This window comes from Enterococcus sp. DIV2385 (assembly GCF_051711925.1).
GTDB lineage: Bacteria > Bacillota > Bacilli > Lactobacillales > Enterococcaceae > Enterococcus > Enterococcus faecalis.
The window spans coordinates 2694593-2714512 of record NZ_JBIONV010000001.1 but is presented as its reverse complement, the minus strand read 5'-3'; the positions used below and the strand labels follow the sequence as shown (position 1 = coordinate 2714512).

Annotated in this window: 10 protein-coding genes, 1 pseudogene and 1 riboswitch; of the genes and pseudogenes, 6 read left to right on the top strand and 5 right to left on the bottom strand. The window is 41.7% G+C overall.

All coding sequences use genetic code 11. From position 1 onward, the window contains the following. Positions 1 to 59: 59 nt before the first annotated feature. From IGM04_RS13065 to IGM04_RS13045, 5 genes are all read left to right on the top strand, one after another. Positions 60 to 1127, top strand: a complete 1068-nt coding sequence (locus IGM04_RS13065) for an FAD:protein FMN transferase (RefSeq protein WP_002354751.1) — start codon at positions 60 to 62, stop codon at positions 1125 to 1127. A gap of 13 nt (positions 1128 to 1140) precedes the next feature. Beyond that, a complete protein-coding gene (menA, locus tag IGM04_RS13060; protein WP_086318116.1) occupies positions 1141 to 2088 on the top strand; it encodes a 1,4-dihydroxy-2-naphthoate polyprenyltransferase in 948 nt (315 codons plus the stop codon). 387 nt (positions 2089 to 2475) lie between these two features. Beyond that, positions 2476 to 2838: an LPXTG cell wall anchor domain-containing protein gene (locus IGM04_RS13055; RefSeq protein ID WP_086318117.1), complete on the top strand. Its 363-nt coding sequence runs from the start codon at positions 2476 to 2478 to the stop codon at positions 2836 to 2838. Then, on the top strand, positions 2825 to 8401 hold the full coding sequence (locus IGM04_RS13050) for a WxL domain-containing protein (RefSeq protein ID WP_370684191.1): 5577 nt from the start codon (positions 2825 to 2827) through the stop codon (positions 8399 to 8401). The genes IGM04_RS13055 and IGM04_RS13050 overlap by 14 nt, the downstream gene beginning before the upstream one ends. A gap of 359 nt (positions 8402 to 8760) precedes the next feature. Continuing rightward, entirely contained in the window at positions 8761 to 11670 is a 2910-nt protein-coding gene (locus IGM04_RS13045) for a WxL domain-containing protein (RefSeq protein ID WP_256924927.1), read from the top strand. A gap of 189 nt (positions 11671 to 11859) precedes the next feature. Here the strand turns inward: IGM04_RS13045 and pepG1 (IGM04_RS13040) are convergent, their stop codons facing one another. Beyond that, on the bottom strand, positions 11860 to 12003 hold the full coding sequence (gene pepG1, locus IGM04_RS13040) for a type I toxin-antitoxin system toxin PepG1 (protein ID WP_002392696.1): 144 nt from the start codon (positions 12001 to 12003) through the stop codon (positions 11860 to 11862). 429 nt (positions 12004 to 12432) lie between these two features. After that, positions 12433 to 12576, bottom strand: a complete 144-nt coding sequence (gene pepG1 / locus IGM04_RS13035; protein WP_002389461.1) for a type I toxin-antitoxin system toxin PepG1 — start codon at positions 12574 to 12576, stop codon at positions 12433 to 12435. A 597-nt stretch (positions 12577 to 13173) separates the two neighbouring features. Between pepG1 (IGM04_RS13035) and IGM04_RS13030 the strand changes: the two genes are divergently transcribed. Next, a complete protein-coding gene (locus IGM04_RS13030; RefSeq protein ID WP_086318119.1) occupies positions 13174 to 16950 on the top strand; it encodes a WxL domain-containing protein in 3777 nt (1258 codons plus the stop codon). Between the two features lie 188 nt (positions 16951 to 17138). Here the strand turns inward: IGM04_RS13030 and pepG1 (IGM04_RS13025) are convergent, their stop codons facing one another. The 3 genes and pseudogenes from pepG1 (IGM04_RS13025) to IGM04_RS13015 all read right to left on the bottom strand — a co-directional run bounded on the left by pepG1 (IGM04_RS13025) (position 17139) and on the right by IGM04_RS13015 (position 19611). Further along, positions 17139 to 17282: a type I toxin-antitoxin system toxin PepG1 gene (pepG1, locus tag IGM04_RS13025; protein WP_286328473.1), complete on the bottom strand. Its 144-nt coding sequence runs from the start codon at positions 17280 to 17282 to the stop codon at positions 17139 to 17141. A 235-nt stretch (positions 17283 to 17517) separates the two neighbouring features. Beyond that, positions 17518 to 17662: pseudogene (locus IGM04_RS13020) on the bottom strand (putative holin-like toxin). 332 nt (positions 17663 to 17994) lie between these two features. Next, positions 17995 to 19611 carry a phosphatase PAP2/LCP family protein gene (locus IGM04_RS13015; RefSeq protein ID WP_010820356.1) on the bottom strand — a complete coding sequence of 539 codons (1617 nt, stop codon included), beginning with the start codon at positions 19609 to 19611 and terminating at the stop codon, positions 17995 to 17997. 91 nt (positions 19612 to 19702) lie between these two features. After that, positions 19703 to 19869, bottom strand: a riboswitch (M-box (ykoK) riboswitch). Positions 19870 to 19920 lie beyond the last annotated feature (51 nt).

Genomic DNA, 19920 nt, shown 5'->3' with positions numbered 1-19920 from the left:
AAGGCTACTATGCAAGAGAACTTATTTTTTAATTAAAGAAGGAAAGAAGAGGGAATCCTATGAAAAAGAAACTTCTGCTCATGGTGAGTGTTCTAGCAGTGCTGTTTGTGGCAGCTGCTTGTTCCTCAAAACCAGAAGCGAAAATTAATACAGAACCATACTCTGACCGTCAAACAATGCTTGGTACCTACGTTCAAATTCGCATCTACGATGATGGCAAAGAAGACGTCTTACCGAAAGCCTTTGCCCGTGTCAAAGAACTAGGCGATAAAATCACAGTCAACCAACCAGGTTCAGAAATTGATGAAATCAACCAAGAAGCAGGCGTGAAACCGGTCAAAGTCTCAGATGACCTGTATCCTTTGTTGAAAAAAGCCTATGAATACAGCAAAGACTCCCGCGGCGGCTTCGACATGGCAATTGGCCCAATCACCTCTATGTGGCACATTGGCTTCGATGATGCCCGCAAACCAAGCCAAGCCGAAATTGATCAAGCCTTGAAACTTGTCGATTACACGAAAGTCAAATTCAACGACAAAGAGCAAACCGTTTACCTTGAAGAAAAAGGCATGCAATTGGATTTAGGCGCAATTGCCAAAGGCTTCATTACCGATGAAGTTGTGAAAGTTCTGAAAGACAACGGCGTCACCACCGCTATCGTCGATTTAGGCGGGAATGTTTACGTCTTAGGACACAGCCCACGTGGCAAAGACATGGACTGGACAGTCGGCATTCAAGACCCGAATAAAGCCCGCAACACTGTTTTAGGTCAAGTCAAAGAAAGCAACAAAACCTTAGTCACATCAGGAATTTATGAACGCTACTTAAAAGTCGATGGCAAAACCTACCACCATCTCTTTGATCGTGAAACTGGCTATCCGTTTGATAACGACATCGCGGGTGTCACCATTATCACCGACAAATCCATCGATGGTGATGGTCTCTCAACAGCCGTCTTCTCAATGGGCGTCAAAAAAGGACTAGAATATGTCGAAAGTCTGAAAGGAACCGATGCCATTTTCGTCACAAAAGACGACAAAGTCTACATCAGCAAAGATATCGAAGGCAACTTTGAAATCGGCAAAGACTCTGGCTATACGATGGGGAATCGGGCCGATTTGAAATAAGGAGCGACTAAAAATGTCTTTAAATGTGTTTTTAAAAGTAGTGGAAATTCAGACGAAGCTTGCCAGTCTCTTTCCCTTTATTATCGGGGTCTTGTTTTCAATGACCTATTTCGGGGAAGTTCAGTGGGGCAACACGCTGGTTTTCTTCATTGGCATGGTGGTCTTTGATATGGCCACCACCGCCATTAACAATTACATGGACTTCAAAAAAGCCAAATCTGACGTCTATAAATATGAAGAAAATATTATCGGACAATCAGGCGTTTCACCACAACTGGTCCGCAACATGATTTTTGCCATGATTGCCTTCACTGCCGTTGTGGGTGCGTACTTAACGGTTCAAACAGGCTGGCTCTTCCTCGTATTAGGGGGGATTTGCTGCTTCATCGGTATTTTCTACACGTATGGACCGATTCCGTTATCCCGCATGCCCTTGGGGGAAATTTTCAGTGGCTTCACGATGGGCTTAGGCATCTTCGTCTTAACCGTTTACTTGAACGTCGTCACCAATCCGCCGTTTTACTTAACGGTTGATTTCGCCAGTGGCACCTTTCGCTTAGACGGCAATCTCTGGGCGGTGCTTGCGATTGTTGTGGCGTCCTTGCCCTTGGTCTGTTCGATTGCTAACATCATGCTCGCCAACAATTTACGGGACTTAGACACGGATATTGAGAACCACCGTTATACGTTAGTCTATTATATCGGGCGCCCAGCAGGGATTGTGCTGTTTCAAGTGTTAGCGCTAGCTGGTTATCTGGTGATTTTATTCGGCTTCATTAGTGGTATTTATCAATGGCCTGTGTTAATCACGTTTGCCACTTTGCCTGTCATTTGGAAAAATATTCAAACGTTTAAACAAGAATTGCCGCAGCCGAAAAGTTTCCGTCATTCCATTAAAAACTTAATGGTTTTCAATGGCACCTATGCCTTAGGGCTATTCATTAGCGCCTTACTTGGTTAGTCTTGCGGAAAAATAGCGGGCTGGGCGAAAAAAATACTGTTTTTTTTCAGAGGCCTGCGTCAAAACAATCAAACAAAGCTCAAAATGTTAGTATTCGTTGCTAACATTTTGAGCTTTTCTTGTTAAAAAGAGCGGAATCTTAAAATTTTGTCAGGGGATTTTGGTAAAAATTTGCCGAAATCGCTCTTTTTTTGAGCCGATTATTAAATAACAGCTGTTGTAACCCTTGTCAGAATAGGAACCTTCAAAATTTTCGCATGGGGTGCGAAAAAATCGTCAATTTCTGCTGGGGGTTTCTTTGTTATTATAGAGGAGTAACAAAAGGTTGTTTCGTCTTTCTTGTGTAAAAGGGCAAGAAAGATCGGTAAGTTAAAAGGAGGTTTTAAAATGAAAAAAAAGCGTTATTTAATGATTGTGTGTCTACTATCTTCTCCTAGTTTTTTTATAAATGTTGAAGCGTCTGATGGTGGTTCTAGTTCGGTGGGGATTGAATTTTACCAAAATCCGAGAACACCCGCTCCTAAAGATCCCCCACCGAAAACAGATGCGCCAGCTGCTGATCCCAAGGAACCAGCTGGTCCTCCGCAAGGAGATCAACGAAGTGGTGGTTCGACACAGACCACCACAACTGGCTCAACGCTCCCTCGTACAGGGAGCAAGAGTCAGGCAAATTTGAGCATTCTCGGCTTCGCCTTAATCGGTTTGGCGGGAATCGTACATAGAAAGAAGGGACGACATGAAGCGAAATAAATGGCAACGATTAGCAACCATTGGCTTGTGTAGTTCTTTAGTAATGAACGCCTTTTCGGGCGTGACGGCAGTTGCGGAAACCGTGACGATTGAAAGTAGTCCGACCGCCGAAAGTAGTGCCCAGGAAGAGACACAAGCAAGTAGCGTTAAGGAAGAAACAACGAAAGCCAGCACGGAAAATAGTCAAGAGACGACTGACACAAGTCAGGAAGAAGTAGAGCAAACAGAAAAAACAGAGACGACAGAATCTGCCAATGTAGCCGCAGATTCTGTCGGTGAGCAAGAGAATGAAGTAACTAGTATTCCTGAGTTAAAAAGCATTCAACCGAAAGCGGCTGTAGCCTTTCCTGCAAGAACTTACCAATTCGGCTTTGTGAATGAAGCGGGACAATTGATAAACCCAGCGAACATTCCAATTACGTATAGTTATGCAAAAGGTTCACAATTAACGAATACGTCACCTCTTAAATGGAGCATGACAGCAGGTAGTGCTACAAATACAGGGAATCTGAAAAGTGTCACTATGCCTGCCACGACAATCAATGATCCAGTAGCATCAGGCGGTAATGAAGAAGTGTATGCCAATTTCTCAATGAAGATTCCTAGGTACTATGCATCGATGAGTCTGTATAATAGAGCGGGAAGAATTGATTCAAATTATCCATTACCTTCAATTGTAAGATCAAGGACTGAAGGTGTTGCTACCACTCCTACGTTGTATACTTTTCCGCAAGCAGATTTGCTTGAATATTTAGGTTTGATAAATAAAGGAAACAATAGTTACTCGCCAAAAGATATAGCGATGTCTGATGACCCAGCAAAGTTGAGATATCCATTGTTTATGCATCGTGCGAATCGTGTCGATTACGGCAAAAACCGGGTTGATAGATTGTACTATACGATGAATCGACCAGCCTACTATCACTTAACCAACCGCCGTGTCATCGAAAATTTTGTTAATACCAACGGGACTAAAATCACACCGCCAACAGGTTTCACCCAAGGGAGACAAACGGTCATTAACAGTGACCCTTACACGTTCCAACAACGTGGTTTTTTACCCGAGACGTACAAAGTTGGCACGAAAACCTATCGATTCAAAGGTTGGTACAAAGGTAAATCTAAACCAAGCACCTTGACCACTACTAAAACACCAAGCTATAGGGTTACGTATAATGGAAATGATGACTTGAATGTAGTCTATGAGGAATTTTCAGGATACGAACTGCCCGCTTCGACCAATCAATTTGGCTTTGTGGATGAAGCGACGAACCAACTAATTGCCCCCGACCAAGTGCAGATGAAGTATAATCTTACTTTAAATGAAAATAATAAAAAAACAGTAATGAGCAGTAGCTTAACGGGGACAGATACAGCGACACTGAAAAACTTGTCCGTGCCTGTCAACTATTTTGAACAATATCGAGTCAATACGTTTTATGGAGCGAGTGACATTACGTTTACATTGCCCAAACGGTATAAATCAATCAATATTACCAAATCAGATGGCAAAACCGACCCAGCTTTTCCTATTCCGAAAATCTATAATAAAGATCAAGTAGAAATGTCACACATGCCTGTGACCACTTATAACAAGTTGAAACAGCTATCGGGTCAAACGTTTGGCTTTAATGCTTTAGCCGATCAACCTGAATTTTATACGAAAATGTTATTTGGGACAGAGTCTGGCATCGATGATCCAATCAATTATTATACAATGAGTGGCCCTGTTTACTATTATTTAGAAAACCGCAAAGTCACCGAGAACTTCGTAGACACCAACGGCGCTAAAATCACGGCACCTAGTGGTTTCACGCAAGGCAAACAAACGGTAATCACAAGTGATGCCTATAAATACACAACGGCAAAAGCCTTACCACAAAGCTATAAAGTTGGCACGAAAACCTATACTTTCCAAGGTTGGTACAAAGGGAAAACCAAGCCCAACCCGTTAACCACAAGTACGACACCAACATATAACACAACGTATGATGACAATGACGATATGACGGCGGTATATAAAGAATCGATAGCTGTGCCATTTAGTTTTCCAAGTAAAACAGTGAATTTCCAATTTGTGAATGAAGCAGGGGAAATTACTTCGCCAACACCATTTACCATCACAACTGATTTACAAAGAGAAATTAACTCTGCGTATTTGAAACTAGGTACGGTGAGTGGTACTAATTCAGGAATGACGAAACAAGTGAGCATTCCTGCTAGAACGATTTCAGCGGATATTAGTTTAGGCGGTGTGAATGATTATGGAACGACCAACACTCAAGTAACGATTCCGAAATATTATGAAAATTTGGCTGTTTACAAAGGCAGTAAGTATACACAAGCTACATTGAATAGATACAAGACAGGGGATAACACATTACTAAATGGAACAGACAGTCCAGCGACATTCTATGGATTGAAAAAAGTGACAAATACGCAGTTTAAGATGGCCGAATTTAATCCAACTTCGAACATGACGGAAAAATCAGATTATATGTATAGTCGCTTATTTGTAACAAGTGCAGAAAATGAATTTGGCAGTTATTTCGTACCAGTAGGTACGATTTACTACCAATTAACCAATCGAAAGGTTACTGAAAACTTCGTGGATACCAACGGTGCCAAAATCACACCGCCAACAGGTTTCACCCAAGGCAAAAAAACGGCAATCACAAGCGATGCCTACACCTTCAAACAAGCAGGCACCTTACCAGACACCTATACAACAGGTGGTAAGACCTACAAGTTCAAAGGTTGGTACAAAGGCAAGTCCATGCTCAACACATTGACAACTACCAAAGCGCCAAGTTATCAAGTGACCTACGATGACAATGACGATTTGAATGTAGTGTATGAGGAGGAGACAGTTACAACCTTTTATCCATCATTAGATGTCAACTTTGTGAATGAAAAAGGTGGGGCTTTCACACCAGCGTTAACCTTTAGTGGTAAGTATTATGTACAAAGAGCTAGTGACAAGGTAATTACCAATTTATATGACGTGACCTCAAAAAGTAAGGGTAATGGACAATACACGGTAAGTATTAACAATGGTAGTGTCCCGTTATCCCAAGAGTTATTTAAAAAGTATACGAATGGCTATCTGCCAATCAGCTCAAATGCACTTAGTTTTAAACTAGACAAGTTGGCAATTGATCAACAATTGAAATATGTTGATAGCATTCAAGTAGAAACTGCTCAAAGTAGCAATTTGAATCAGTATCGCTATGAGTATACATCTGGTAGCTCAACGATAATCGATTCGAGTAAAGCGCCTATGGTGATTAATCTGTCTACAGCAGATATTAATGGACTAAACTTTAGTAAAGACGGAACCAATTTTTCCAATACTAGTTTTAGATTTTTAGGCATGACCATAGGCGGTAGCGTGAGTTCTACTGGAATTTATCTTTTTCATACGAACCTTTTCAGTAACAATCCTACCAATGATTCGAAGTTAGTCTACAAAGTCACACGGAAACAAGTCACTGAAAACTTCGTGGATGCCAACGGTGCCAAAATCACCGCACCAACAGGCTTCACCCAAGGTAACCAAATACCGATGACTAGCAATACCTTCAAGTACACAGCGGCGAAAGCTTTACCAGCGACTTATACTGCAGGTGGCAAAGTCTATACGTTCCAAGGGTGGTATAAAGGGAAAACCAAGCCAAGTACGTTGAACAAAACAACAACACCAACGTTCAATGCTACTTTTGATGGCAATGATGATATGACAGCGATGTATAAGGAAGAGACAATTACAACCTTTTATCCATCAGTCAATATGAACTTTGTGAATGAAAAAGGCGGAGCTTTCACACCAGCGTTAACCTTTAGTGGTAAGTACTATGCGCAAAGTACGAGTGCGTCCTTAAGAACTGATTTATATGACGTAACATCAAAAAATAATGGCAGTGGGCAATATACGGTAAGTATTAATAATGGCAGTATCCCATTGTCCCATGAGTTGTTGAAAAAGTATAATAATGGCCAGCCAATTAGTACAACGAACAGGCTTCAATTTAAGCTAGACAAGTTGGCAATTGATCAACAGTTAAAATATGTTGATAGCATTCGAGTAGAAACAGCTCAAAGTAGCGGTTTGAATGTTTATAGCTATGATTATCGATCTGATCTTTCAACAGTGATAGACTCGAACAAGGCGCCGATACCATCGAGTATATCTACAACAGAGATTAATGGGCTAAACTTCAAGACAGATGGAACGAATTTTTCTAATGTTGATGGTAGATTTTTGGGCATGCTTGTAGGTCATAGTCTTAGTTCTTCTGACGCAAGGTATTATCGATTTGTTACAGAGTTGTTCAGTAACAATCCCACCAATGATGCGAAATTAGTCTACAAAGTCACACGGAAACAAGTTACCGAAAACTTCGTGGATGCCAACGGTGCCAAGATTACTGCACCAACAGGCTTCACCCAAGGCAACCAAGTACCAATGAACAGTAACACCTTCAAGTACACAGCTGCAAAAGCTTTACCAGCGACGTATACTGCAGGTGGCAAAGTCTATACCTTCCAAGGGTGGTACAAAGGGAAAACCAAGCCAAGTACGTTGAACAAAACCACAACACCAACGTTCAATGCGACTTTTGATGGCAATGATGATATGACCGCCATGTATAAGGAAGAAATACCAACGGCTAGTGTCACATTAACTCGACCAAAAGAAGTGATCGATACGAATACCAATGTAATCTGGACAACAACGATCACGAATACCAGCAAAGCACCCTTACAGAATCTTACCTTGAAAAAAGGGCCCAATTGGTCAGCTGGTCTGACGATCCCGACCTTCATGGAAGTGACACCAGAAGGAGAAACGACAAAATCAATCCCAGTAAATAGTACACTTTGGACAAATGGGGTTTCTTTACCAAATGCCGTTCCTATCGGCAAAAAAGTTTCAGTTGCTTTCACAACTCGCGCAACAGGGAAACCAAACACTGTTTTGAAAGCAGAAGTTGTAGTATTTGGTGGTATTAAAGATCGTGCAGTGGATAACTTCGTGAGAATTCGTCCAAATGATCAAGAAGTAGTCACACCAACGACCGAAGGCTTCATTAGTGTACCAACCTTTGATTTCGGTCAAGTGGGCGTTGCAGGAAGTAAGCAACAACACAGCTTGAAAAAAGCCGCGGATTACTACGGCAACGGCACACGCAATCCGTATGTCCGAATTAAGAAAACTCAACCAAATTGGAGCTTAACAGCGCAACTGTCACAACCAAAATCAGCGACAGACAGCTTGCCTACAGCGACCCGCTTATTATTAGGGGCGGCGCCTGTCTCTAGCTTTACCAATTACAATCAACCAACCGAGTTGAAAAATACGGTCGGTACCACGAGTGCCATTAGCTTAACAGCCAACAACACAGCAACGAGTATTATTGCCAACAAGCAATTCACAGGTAGTAATGTTTACCAGTTGGACTTCACCTTCAATAATGTCAAACTTGAAGTGCCAGCCAATCAAGGTGTTAAAGGGCAACAATACAAGGCCGCAGTTACATGGAACCTAGTTACAGGTCCTTAAAATAGTTAAGTTATCGTGAGAAAAGCTCAAAATGTTAGTGGTTATCACTAACATTTTGAGCTTTTTGGTTTAAATATTAAGGAAAAAGCAGTTGGGGTTCATCAAAAGAGCGTTTAAATCCTTGATTTTCGCTAAAATAACACTTGTTTTCAAAGAGAACAGAGGCGCTCAGCCTTGAAAGGATAGGAATCACTAAAAAACGGCACTCAATATGTCAAAATTTGAAATTTCAAGCGGTGTGTTCTTTGGTAAAATAAATAAAAATGCTAGTTATCAGTATCGATAATAACAGGATACTGATTAAGAAAGGACTTTATAGAGACTATAGATTGAATTTTTACATAGAAAGAAGGAGCAAGATGAAGCGAGTAAATTGGAAAAGATGGCTAGTTGTTGGGTTAAGTTGTTCTTTGTTCATGGATTCAGTGGTTGGTGTGACTGTGTTAGCGGAAACGATTACTGGGGCGACGGAGCAAGGAGTAGCAACATCTCAGTCTAGTGACGAAGCGAGCCAGACGACGCAAACAACCGAAGAGTCACAGGCAACGGTCGCTAGTGAAGCGAAAACAGTGCCGCCACAGGAAACGGCGAGAATTGCTTCTCGAGCGATTGGTTATTCTTCTGTGGAAGGGCGCGAGATTCCCTTTTTCTTTGTGGAGGAAGACGGGACGTTGTTTGATCCCGACCGAATTACGATGGCGGTCAATCTTTCTTCGTTTTCGTTTTATGAAGAGAAATTACAACGAACCCCCCTTGAGCCCACCACTGTGAATGGCGGAAAGTTACTGTCTATTCCAACGTCACCAGCTTTTAAATATGATACCAACAATCGGGATCCAAGTAACATTTATGGCGTTTCTGAAGTGTCGTTTACTATTCCTAAGGAGTATCAAAGCCTGGACATTCGACCAAGTACGTTTTATACAGGAGACACTACGCAATATCCAGTGCCAACGGTTTTTGCGAACGTTGGGGGCAAAGTGACGAACTATGTGGGCGCCAATGCGGAGACGGAATTAGAGTTAACCAATGAAAAAATGCCCAATAAGCTGACGTTTGGTCCTAAAAAGACGTTTAAATATACGGTAGCTACGGCACCAGGAGGCGTTACGTATGCGCTGACCTATTTTTATGGAGATGTCGGCGGTCCAACTAGTTCGCACCAAAGACGAGGAACAGCGGGTCCTGTGTATTATTATTTAACCAAGCGGCGTGTCACGGAAAAATTTGAGAATCCCGCAGGCGGGGCGATTCCTGTGCCAGAAGGTTTTACGCAGGATAAGAAAACCATTGTGACGGGGGAGGATTTTACTTTTACCCAAGAAGGCACCTTGCCTGAGCGTTACACAGGCAGTGATGGGAAGACGTATTTATTTAAAGGCTGGTACAAAGGGAATGCGAAACCTAGCACGTTGGAAACCACCAAAACGCCTAGTTATGCGGTGACCTATGATGACAATGACGATTTGCATGTGGTCTATGAAGAAGCAGTGATGAAAACCTATACGTTGCCAGCGAGAGAAGCTTTGTTCGGCTATGTTGATGAGCAAGGAAACTTGATTAATCCCGCCAAGTTTAAGCTAAGTGCGACCATGGGTGAAAGTGACGGAGCCACAGGGGAAATGACGACTTTTCCCACAATTGATGGAATCGATATGCCAGCAAGTCAATTAAAGAAATTAGCCATCCCGCAAAAAGTCTACACACGCCCAGACGATGGGACAATCGTAACTTATGGCCCGCAAGAAGTGAGTGTTGAAATTCCTAAGTATTACCAGACGATTTCGATTAAACCAACTACTGCGTATACAGGGGATAAAACCAAGTATCCAGTGCCAAATGAAGTGCGCCGTGGCATCGAAAACCCCGACAATATTGTTAGTAGTTTAGTGGGGACCACTGCGTATAACTTGACCCAAAAAAGTGCTACGCGCTATACTGCCCGCCGTTCTTATTGGACGTGGGACACCACGAAGACACTTTACTCAATGAGTATCTATTCAGGAACTGCTGGGGGCAACTATAATTTATCGACCCCCGATGGCACCATTTATTATTACTTAGAAAATCGGCGGGTCACAGAACATTTTGTAGATGATAGTGGTGCAAAAATCACGCCACCAACTGGCTTTACACAAGGAAACCAGCTAGTGATGGACAGTGAAAACTATGTCTACACCGCCACGAAAGCTTTACCGAAGATCTACCAAGCTGGTGAAAAAACCTATATCTTCCAAGGCTGGTTTAAAGGCAAAACCAAGCCAGCAACATTAAAGACGACAACGACCCCAAGTTTTACACCAACTTTTAATGATGAGGACGACATGACCGCTGTGTACCAAGAAGCGATTCCCACCGCGGAACTAACGTTAACAGGTGCCGTTGACATAATCGAAAATGGCGCCACAATGGACTACTGGGAAGCACTACTGAAGAACACAGGCGAAGCGCCGTTAACCACCATTAAAATCAAGCCAACGGCAACTTGGGCGGCTGGCATCGGCGCACCCAACACGATATTTGTACAAGGAACGGGTCAAAACACCAAAGCCTTTCCTGTCACCAAAGAACAATGGACGACCGGTGCAGGAGTGTCCATCACGTTGGATCAGCCTTTACCAGCTGGCGGTCAATTAAAAATGAACATATTAGGAACCACCGTGACCGGTCAACCTGGTCAAGTTTTAACCGCTGATGTTGAGGTAACGGGCAACTTTGGCAGCTTAACCGCCAAAGATACGGTCCGTATTAAAGATTTAGATCAAGAAATTACGAGCCCTGACGGCGACGGCTTTATTAGTACCCCGACATTTGATTTTGGTAAACTAGCAATTTCAGGAAGTAAGCAACAATATGGTTTGAAGAAGGCCGCAGATTACTACGGCAATGGCACTCGCAACCCTTATTTACGCCTGAATACTAGCCAAGCCAATTGGAGTTTAACGGCGCAGCTGTCACAACCGAAATCAGCCACAGACAGCCTGCCAACAACGACTCGCTTGTTGCTAGGAACGGCCACTGCTGCCAGCTTTACCGATTACAACCAACCAACAGAAACCAGGACACCACTTGGCAAGACCAGCACCGTGACTTTAACCGCCGACAATACCGCAACAGCGGTGGTCGCAAACCAACAGTTCACAGGCAGTGACGTTTACCAACTAGACTTCACGTTTGCTAACATCAAACTAGAAGTGCCAGCCAACCAAGGCATGGCAGGCCAACAATACCAAGCCGCAGTCACGTGGAATTTAGTGACTGGCCCCTAAAATAAAAATGCCCGAGCCTCTTATTTTTCTAAGGCTCGGGCATTTTTATTGATGGTCTTTTGATGGTCGTTGTGCTATAATAGCATTGAAAAGAGAAATATGCTGTAACATACCTCTCTAGTGTAGAGCCGTTTAAGACGGTGACTTTTTGGATTATTTAAAAATAACCGTACTGGTCAAAGTAAACGGTTATTTTTTATTGTCATTTTTAAGCAATTTCACAATCAGTGCAATCAAAGCAATGGTAAACATACCAAACCCAAGAATTGTCTGAATTGTTTCATATGCTGACAAAAGGCCTCTCCTTTCTGTAAATTTTGGAAGTACGCTCATACGCACCACCTCACTTTCAGATTAGATAGCCACCGTGTTAACTTCTCTACTCTTAGATTATACCATGCAAAACTAAAAAATAATTAGTTTCCAATATATTTTTTTAGGAAGTTGTGCTATAATGATAATGAAAAGAGAGATATGCGCTAACATACCTCTCTAGTGTAGAGCCGTTTAAGACGGTGACCATGTTAATTATTTAAAAATAACCGTACTTGGTCAAAGTAGACGGTTATTTTTTCTTGTCTTCTTTAACAACCTTTAGGATTCCGAAGATTAACGATAAATTTATTCGTACTTTTCGGGAAAATGTGCTATAATGAAAAGGAAAAGAGAGATATGCTTCAACATACCTCTCTGATGTAGAGCCGTTTAAGACGGTGACCTTTTTAGTTACAAAAAATAACCGTACTTGGTCAAAGTAGACGGTTATTTTTTCTTGTCATTTTTAAGCAATTTCACAATCAGCGCAATCAAAGCAATGGTAAACATACCAAACCCTAGGATCGTCTGAATTGTTTCATATGCTGACAAAAGGCCTCTCCTTTCTCTAAATTTCGGAAATACGTGCATACGCATCACCTCTCTTTCAGATTGGATAGCCACCGCCATAACTTCTCTACACATAGATTATACCATGCGAAACAAAAAAATAATTAGTTTCCAATATATTTTTTTAGGAAATTGTGCTATAATGATAATGAAAAGAGAGCTATGCGCTAACATACCTCTCTGATGTAGAGCCGTTTAAGACGGTGACCATGTTAATTATTTAAAAATAACCGTACTCGGTCAAAGTAGACGGTTATTTTTTCTTGTCATTTTTAAGCTTTAAAAGATTTTCCTGTTCCCTAATTGTTAAGAATAGAGAAGAAAAGCTCAAAATGTTAGTTCTTATTACTAACATTTTGAGTTTTTTTCAATAAATATCAAGAAAAATCAGCAGAAATTAGAGAGAAAATGGTGAATTCCACTGATTTCCAGGCTGTTTTTTACCAAAATACAGCCGCTCCTCCTTGGTATGAAAGGAATCATTGAAAATATCAAGTTGTCGTATCAAAATTTGAAATTTCAGCGGGGACTTTTTTTGATAAAATGAAAATCATACAAAAAATCATACATAGGACAATAAAAATAACAATAAAAAGTTACATAAAAAAGGAGAATGGCATGAATCAAAAAAGAAACCGTTTATTTGCAATCGCTTTGTGTGGTTCTTTACTAATCAGTTCATTAAATGGCATCCCAGCAGTTGCTGAAACCATAAACGCACCAAATATCACTCAAGAAAAACCACAAGAAGAACCGCAAACTGATGCACCACCAGAAAGTTCAGAGAGCGGAGCACCTCTTCGAGGACTACCAGTGATTCCACCAATTACAACAACGGTGGCAGAAGCGCAACCAGAAGAACCGCCAGTGGCAGAAGTTTCTGAAAACGTTCAACTGGATCAGCCTGTTCCGCTTATGCCTGACTCACAGCAAGGGAGCAAACGAGAAAATCGGGCAGGTACTGTTGCTGTTCCCGCCAAAACGTATAAATTAGCGTTTATTGATGAAGCGGGTAATTATATTGATCCCGCTAAAGTCACGATTACTGGCGATGTAATGAAGGTTGAAGCGCAAGGTACTTCTGGCAAAGTTGGTGAGGTTGTCACAAGCAATGTCGGTAATCTTAAAGAAATGACGGTGCCGACAGTGATGTTGGCTGATGATGATAGTACGGGAAATACGGGGTATTCGGGGGTTCAGAATAGTCAGATTCGTTTACCTGATTACTATGATTTACCTCAAATATCCCCCACTAGTTATCATACAGGCACGACATTTCCAATCGCTCAATCTAAGAGAGTTAGCGTCCCAAACAATGAAGTAACAGAAATAGATGAGAGTGGTATACGCTTTAAGTTGGCTAGAACTATTCCGAAGCAATACGAGTTTACTACAACTGCTTGGAACAGTGATGTATCAAAGACTAAGTTTGCTTATGGCTTTAGTCTGGCCACGACAAGTGGTGTCAATGCTTATTATACGACGGATGACACGGTTTACTATTATGTACCCAACAGACGGGTTAATATTTATTATAGTACCATGGTACCAAGCGCTTTACCTGCCTATCCTACAGGGTATAATGCCAGTCTTTCAAAAACAGTGGTTGATTCAGACAATTTTCACTATAAAGCACCAAAGGCGTTTCCAGCAAGTTACTCTTCTGGGAATCGTCATTTCCAGTTTAAAGGCTGGTACAAAGGGTCAGCAAGACCAGCGGACCCGAAAGCCGTTAAGTTAGAAACCTCATTGACGCCAGAGTTCGATGTCACTTATGATAATGCCGACAATTTATATGTTTTTTATGATGAAGTCGATGAAATGACCACTACTATTCCAGAAGTTACCTATAAGTTTGGCTTTGTTGATGAAAAAGGGGCGCTTGTTGCGCCAACGAATGTAGACATTCAGGCGAACTTAACAACTGTCGAGGATAAGGTGGTCCAGAAGGTGGGGGCTATTACAGGCGCTAATGTAGGCAATTTAAAACAGTTAACCGTTCCTAGCCAAACACTAACCTATGTACCTAAAATTAAAGTTGCTTCTTCTGGGGTAACCGATTTTCGGTTGACTATTCCCAAGCGCTATAAAATTCCAACAGTCACACCTGGTTCATTCTACACTGGCTCAACGACCGCCTATCCTTTGGCGACAACGCTGTTAAGGCATATTAGTGGTCAGGCAGATGAACGGATAACAACGGATGGCACTCGCTATAGTTTATATAATTTACCGACGCCTCATAGCTATCGTATGTACAGAAGTAGTTGGCAACCTGACGTTACCAACACGGGATTTAGTGCAACTTTAAACATGGCGACGACCGAGATTTATCCAGCTTATTTCACGACCGATAACACGATGTACTATTTCTTAGAAAACCGCCGCGTCACTGAACACTATGTTGATGAAGCAGGTGCTGAGGTACCGATGCCTACAGGCTTCACGCAAGGGAATCAAACGGTGATTGACAGTGATACTTATCATTTTAAATTGGCAAAGGAATTGCCGTTTAGTTATTTTTTAAACAATAAAGCTTACCGATTTAAAGGCTGGTATAAAGGCAAAACCAAGCCTAAGGTGTTAGAAACGAGTCGAACGCCTGAGTATGATACAACGTTTGACGATAACGATGATTTAACCGTTGTTTACGAAGAAATTAAATACGGCGGAAACACGGTGACATTTGGTTTTGTTGGGGAAGATGGGCAATTGCTTCAGCCGACAGGGTTTCAGGTGACTACTGATATTGTTGAAACAATCGATGGGCTGAGTACGGTTTTAAGTAATGTTTCAGCTGTCGACAGTACAGGCAACGTTAAAACTTTGACGATCCCGCAAAAGGAATATGTATTGACTCCCCAGATGAATTTCTATGGAACAAAAAATTCATTGATTACGATTCCAAGACAATACCAAGAAATTTCTTTTACCAAACCTGCCAACTACCAAGGACTAGATTATCCAGTTGCAGGGCGTGTTGAGAATATGTTTAGTGGTAATCCGTATGATGCGGGGGCACAACCACCTTACTTTTCTGCTTCGAAAGTCAAAGCCAATCAATACAAAATAATTGAGTTTCATTGGAAAGAAGAGCCTACACAAAGTTTCTCTAGTTTGTACAAAGCTACGTTAATTCGAAGTAGCGTGGCACCAACAGGCGTAGAAATGTATCCTAATAAGCCAATCTATTACTATGCGACCAATCGCCGAGTGACTGAAAACTTTGTAGATAAATCTGGCGCAAAAATCACGCCACCTCAAGGATTTACGCAAGGGAATCAAGTCACGATCACCAGTGATCCGTTTACTTACACTGCTTCAAAAGCTTTACCAAGCGTTTATGCGGCTGGGGCAAAAACCTATAAGTTTGTTGGTTGGTATAAAGGAACCACCAAGCCAACGACCTTAAAAACAACGGCTACTCCTAATTATTTGGTGGATTTTGATGATAATGACGATATGACGGCGGTCTATGAAGAAGAAACGCCGACTGCTGCTTTAACTTTGACCAGCACCAACCGTGTTGTGAATAATGGCGATAGTGTAGATTGGGTGGCAACACTGAAAAATACCAGCCTGGCACCACTTAAAACGCTGACAGTGAAACCAGCGACTACTTGGCCTGCAGGAATTGGTACGCCGACGTCACTTTCTGTCCAATTGGACGGACAAGCACCGAAAATTTATCCAGTAACGGCGACTACTTGGTCTGAAGGAATCAGCTTAACAGGTCTTGAAATACCGGCAGGTCAAACAGCCAACGTGACGCTTGTTGGCACCGAAATTTCAGGAACATCAGACCAACGCTTGACGGCAACCCTTGATGTTACAGGCAATTTTGCGACAGTGAGCGCCGCGGATGCGGTACGTCTGACAGATACAACCCAAGGAACAATTACACCAACAGCAGAAGGCTTTATCAGCGTGCCAACCTTTGATTTTGGAAAAATGAATATTGCTAGTAAAACGCAACAATCAGGCTTGAAAAAAGCGGCCGATTACTACGAAAATGGTACACGCAATCCTTACTTACGAATTAAGAAAAATCAACCGAATTGGCAGATGACAGCGCAACTATCTCAACCGAAAGCAACCACAGATAGTCTGCCAACAGCGACTCGTTTATTGTTAGGTCCAGCGAATGTTTCAAGTTTTACAAATTATAACGAAGCAACCGAACAAATCAAAGCAGTTGGTAAGACTAGTTCTTTGAGCTTAACGGCGAATAATGTGGCAACCAGTGTTGTCGCAAACCAACAGTTCACAGGTAGTGACGTCTACCAACTGGATTTTACGTTTGAGAACATTAAATTAGAAGTGCCAGCCAATCAAGGAACCAAAGGACAACAGTACAATGCTGCGGTCACTTGGAATTTAGTGACTGGTCCCTAAAATAAAAATGCCCGAGCCTTTAATAGGAGGCTTGGGCATTTTTTATTGATGGTCTTTTTAGGGTTGTTGTGCTATAATGATAAAGAAAAGAGAGATATGCTTCCAACATATCTCTCTGATGTAGAGCCGTTTAAGACGGTGACCAATTTTATTATTTAAAAATAACCGTGCTTGGTCAAAGTAGACGGTTATTTTTTATTGTCATTTTTAAGCAATTTCACAATCAGCGCAATCAAAGCAATGGTAAACATACCAAACCCAAGAATTGTCTGAATTGTTTCATATGCTGACAAAAGGCCTCTCCTTTCTGTGAATTTCGGAAATACGTGCATACGCATCACCTCTCTTTCAGATTGGATAGCCACCGCCATAACTTCTCTACACATAGATTATACCATGTGGTGCTAAAAAATAATTAGTTTACAATATATTTTTTTAGGTAATTGTGCTATAATAGCAATGAAAAGAGAGGTATGCGCCAACATACCTCTCTAGTGTAGAGCCGTTTCAGACGGTAGCGATTTTTAGTGATTTATAAAAAATAACCGTACTCGCTAAAGTTGACGGTTATTTTTTATTGTCTTCTTTAACAGCTTTTAGGATTCCGAAGATTAACGTTGCGATAAAAGAGCCGAAACTAATCATCAGAGCTAAAGCTTCTGCGATAGACAAAAGGCCTACTCCTTTCATAGATTTTAGCACTTACATTCATAAGCACCACCACCGAAAGGGGAAAGTCTCTGCTCCTACGCTTCTCACTTCGTTGCGATTCTCGTCGCAAAGCGCATGTTCTTGTGCGCTTGCCTCCACCATAACTTCTCTACACATAGATTATACCATGTAGGACTGAAAAATAATTAGTTTACAATATATTTTTTAGGCAATTGTACTATAATGGTAATGAAAAGAGAGCTATGCGCTAACATACCTCTCTGATGTAGAGCCGTTACTAACGGTGACAAAAATTAATATTTTTGAAATGACCGTCTAACTAGGCAAAGTTAAGCAGCGCCCCTTTCATTAAGGGGCGCTGCTTTTTAGTCGTTATTGCGATTGTTCAGTGTCTTTCGTAGAGAGGTTCATTTGTTCTTTGATGGCATTTTCGACACGTTGGCGTTCACTCTCTTCCACAAGTTGATAAGAAATACCTTCAATCCCTGTCACGCCATCGCCAGTGTAATCGTAGCCTTTTAATTGATCGGTTTCAATCGTTTTTAGTGCGGGGGTGTATTTTTTTAGCATCGCCATCATTTGGTCAAAGGACAAGTCGGTTTCTCCATGTTCGCCGATTACGTCCAGAATTTCTTGATATTTTAGCAAGCTGTTAAAAGAAAGTAGCTTGTTGGTTAATTCGATTAAAACTTCTCGTTGGCGGCGTTGACGACCATAGTCGCCTTCAGGGTCTTCGTAACGCATGCGCGCGTATTGTAAAGCTTCCCAGCCACCTAAATGCTGTTTGCCTTTCGGATAATGAATCCCTTCAGCGTCAAAAGCAAAGGCATTGTCAACAGTGACGCCGCCCACCGCATCGCCAAGGTCCTTCATAGCATCCATATCAATTGAAAAGTAATGATTGATTGGGATGTGCAAGACATTTTCAACCGTTTTGATTTGCATATCGGCACCACCGAAAACGTGGGCCGCATTGATTTTATTGTATTCGCCATTGGTGCCAGCCATTTCCACATAGTAGTCGCGCGGGATGCTGGTGATGGTAGTTTTTTGTAATTGATTATTCACTGTAACCACCATTAAGGCGTTGGAGCGGTAATCGGTTTTGCGTTTTGAGTCATTCGCAATTCCCATAATTAAGAAACTAACCGGTTCTCCTTTGGCTAAATCGGGACTCTTCGTGGAAGATTTTCTTGGTTTATACATGGTGTTCGCCGTTTTTTGCAAATTGCGATACATGCTGACGCCGTAAGCCGAAACAGAAAGTGTGCCTAAAAATAAAAGGGTTAAACTGAAGACCACGAATAAACTTTTTCTTTTACGAGAATGGCGGCGCCGGCGTTGTGTCGGTACTTCTGCTTCCTCTGGTTCAGGTGTCGGCAAATAACGTTGAACAATTTGAAATGAAAAGTTGATCCAGCTATAACTTAGGAGCATACCAGCGATGACATCACTAGGATAATGAACGCGTAAGATTAAGCGACCTAACACAATCAAAACTAAATAAGTGAGTAAGAAAATTTTGATGCCTTTGGTTTTTTCGACATGAAGATAGGCCAAAACGATCAAAATCGTACAGACTAGCGCCATTGCTAATAATGAATGTCCGCTGGGAAAGCTAGCAGAGCTCCGGTCAGCTAAAGCGCCTAGGTTTGGTCGAGCCCGACCCACCACATGTTTAAAAACGCTCCCTAAAAAGCCGACAGCTAATAGGTTACTGACAGCCCAAAAGGCTAGGATTTTTTCTTTTTTGCGTAAAAGGTATACCATCAATAATAAGAAGAATAGCAGCATTGGTCCAATCGTGGCTGTTTTTGCTAACAGATTGACTGCTGTTAAAAGTGGGGCATTTAATTGCCATTTGATGTGATAGATAGCTTCGTCCATTTGTTGAAACCAATTTGGACTAGCCGCCACTAACAAAGTGAGGAAAGTAAAACCAAGCGTTGTTAGGGCATAAAGTGGAAATTTTTTATTCGATGTTTGCATGAGAATCCCTTTCTTTTTCCCTTGAAAGAGTAGACTAAGCCAGCATCGATCGTAAATAAGCGCTTGTGACTAAACAGGACACAGCAAGCCAATCGGTTCTCATCGTCTGAGCTTTAGCACTATCCAACGTAAAGATTTCTCTTAGCTATTTTTAGAAGAGCCTTAATTCGACCATTCCTGTTTTACACATTGGTGTCTTTCGACATTTCTGCGCAATAGCCTATGTTTGGATAGGAGCCTCACCTAACAAGGTTATTTTATCTAACGCTAGAAGTATAGAATTTATGCAGCGGTTCTCACAATGAAGTT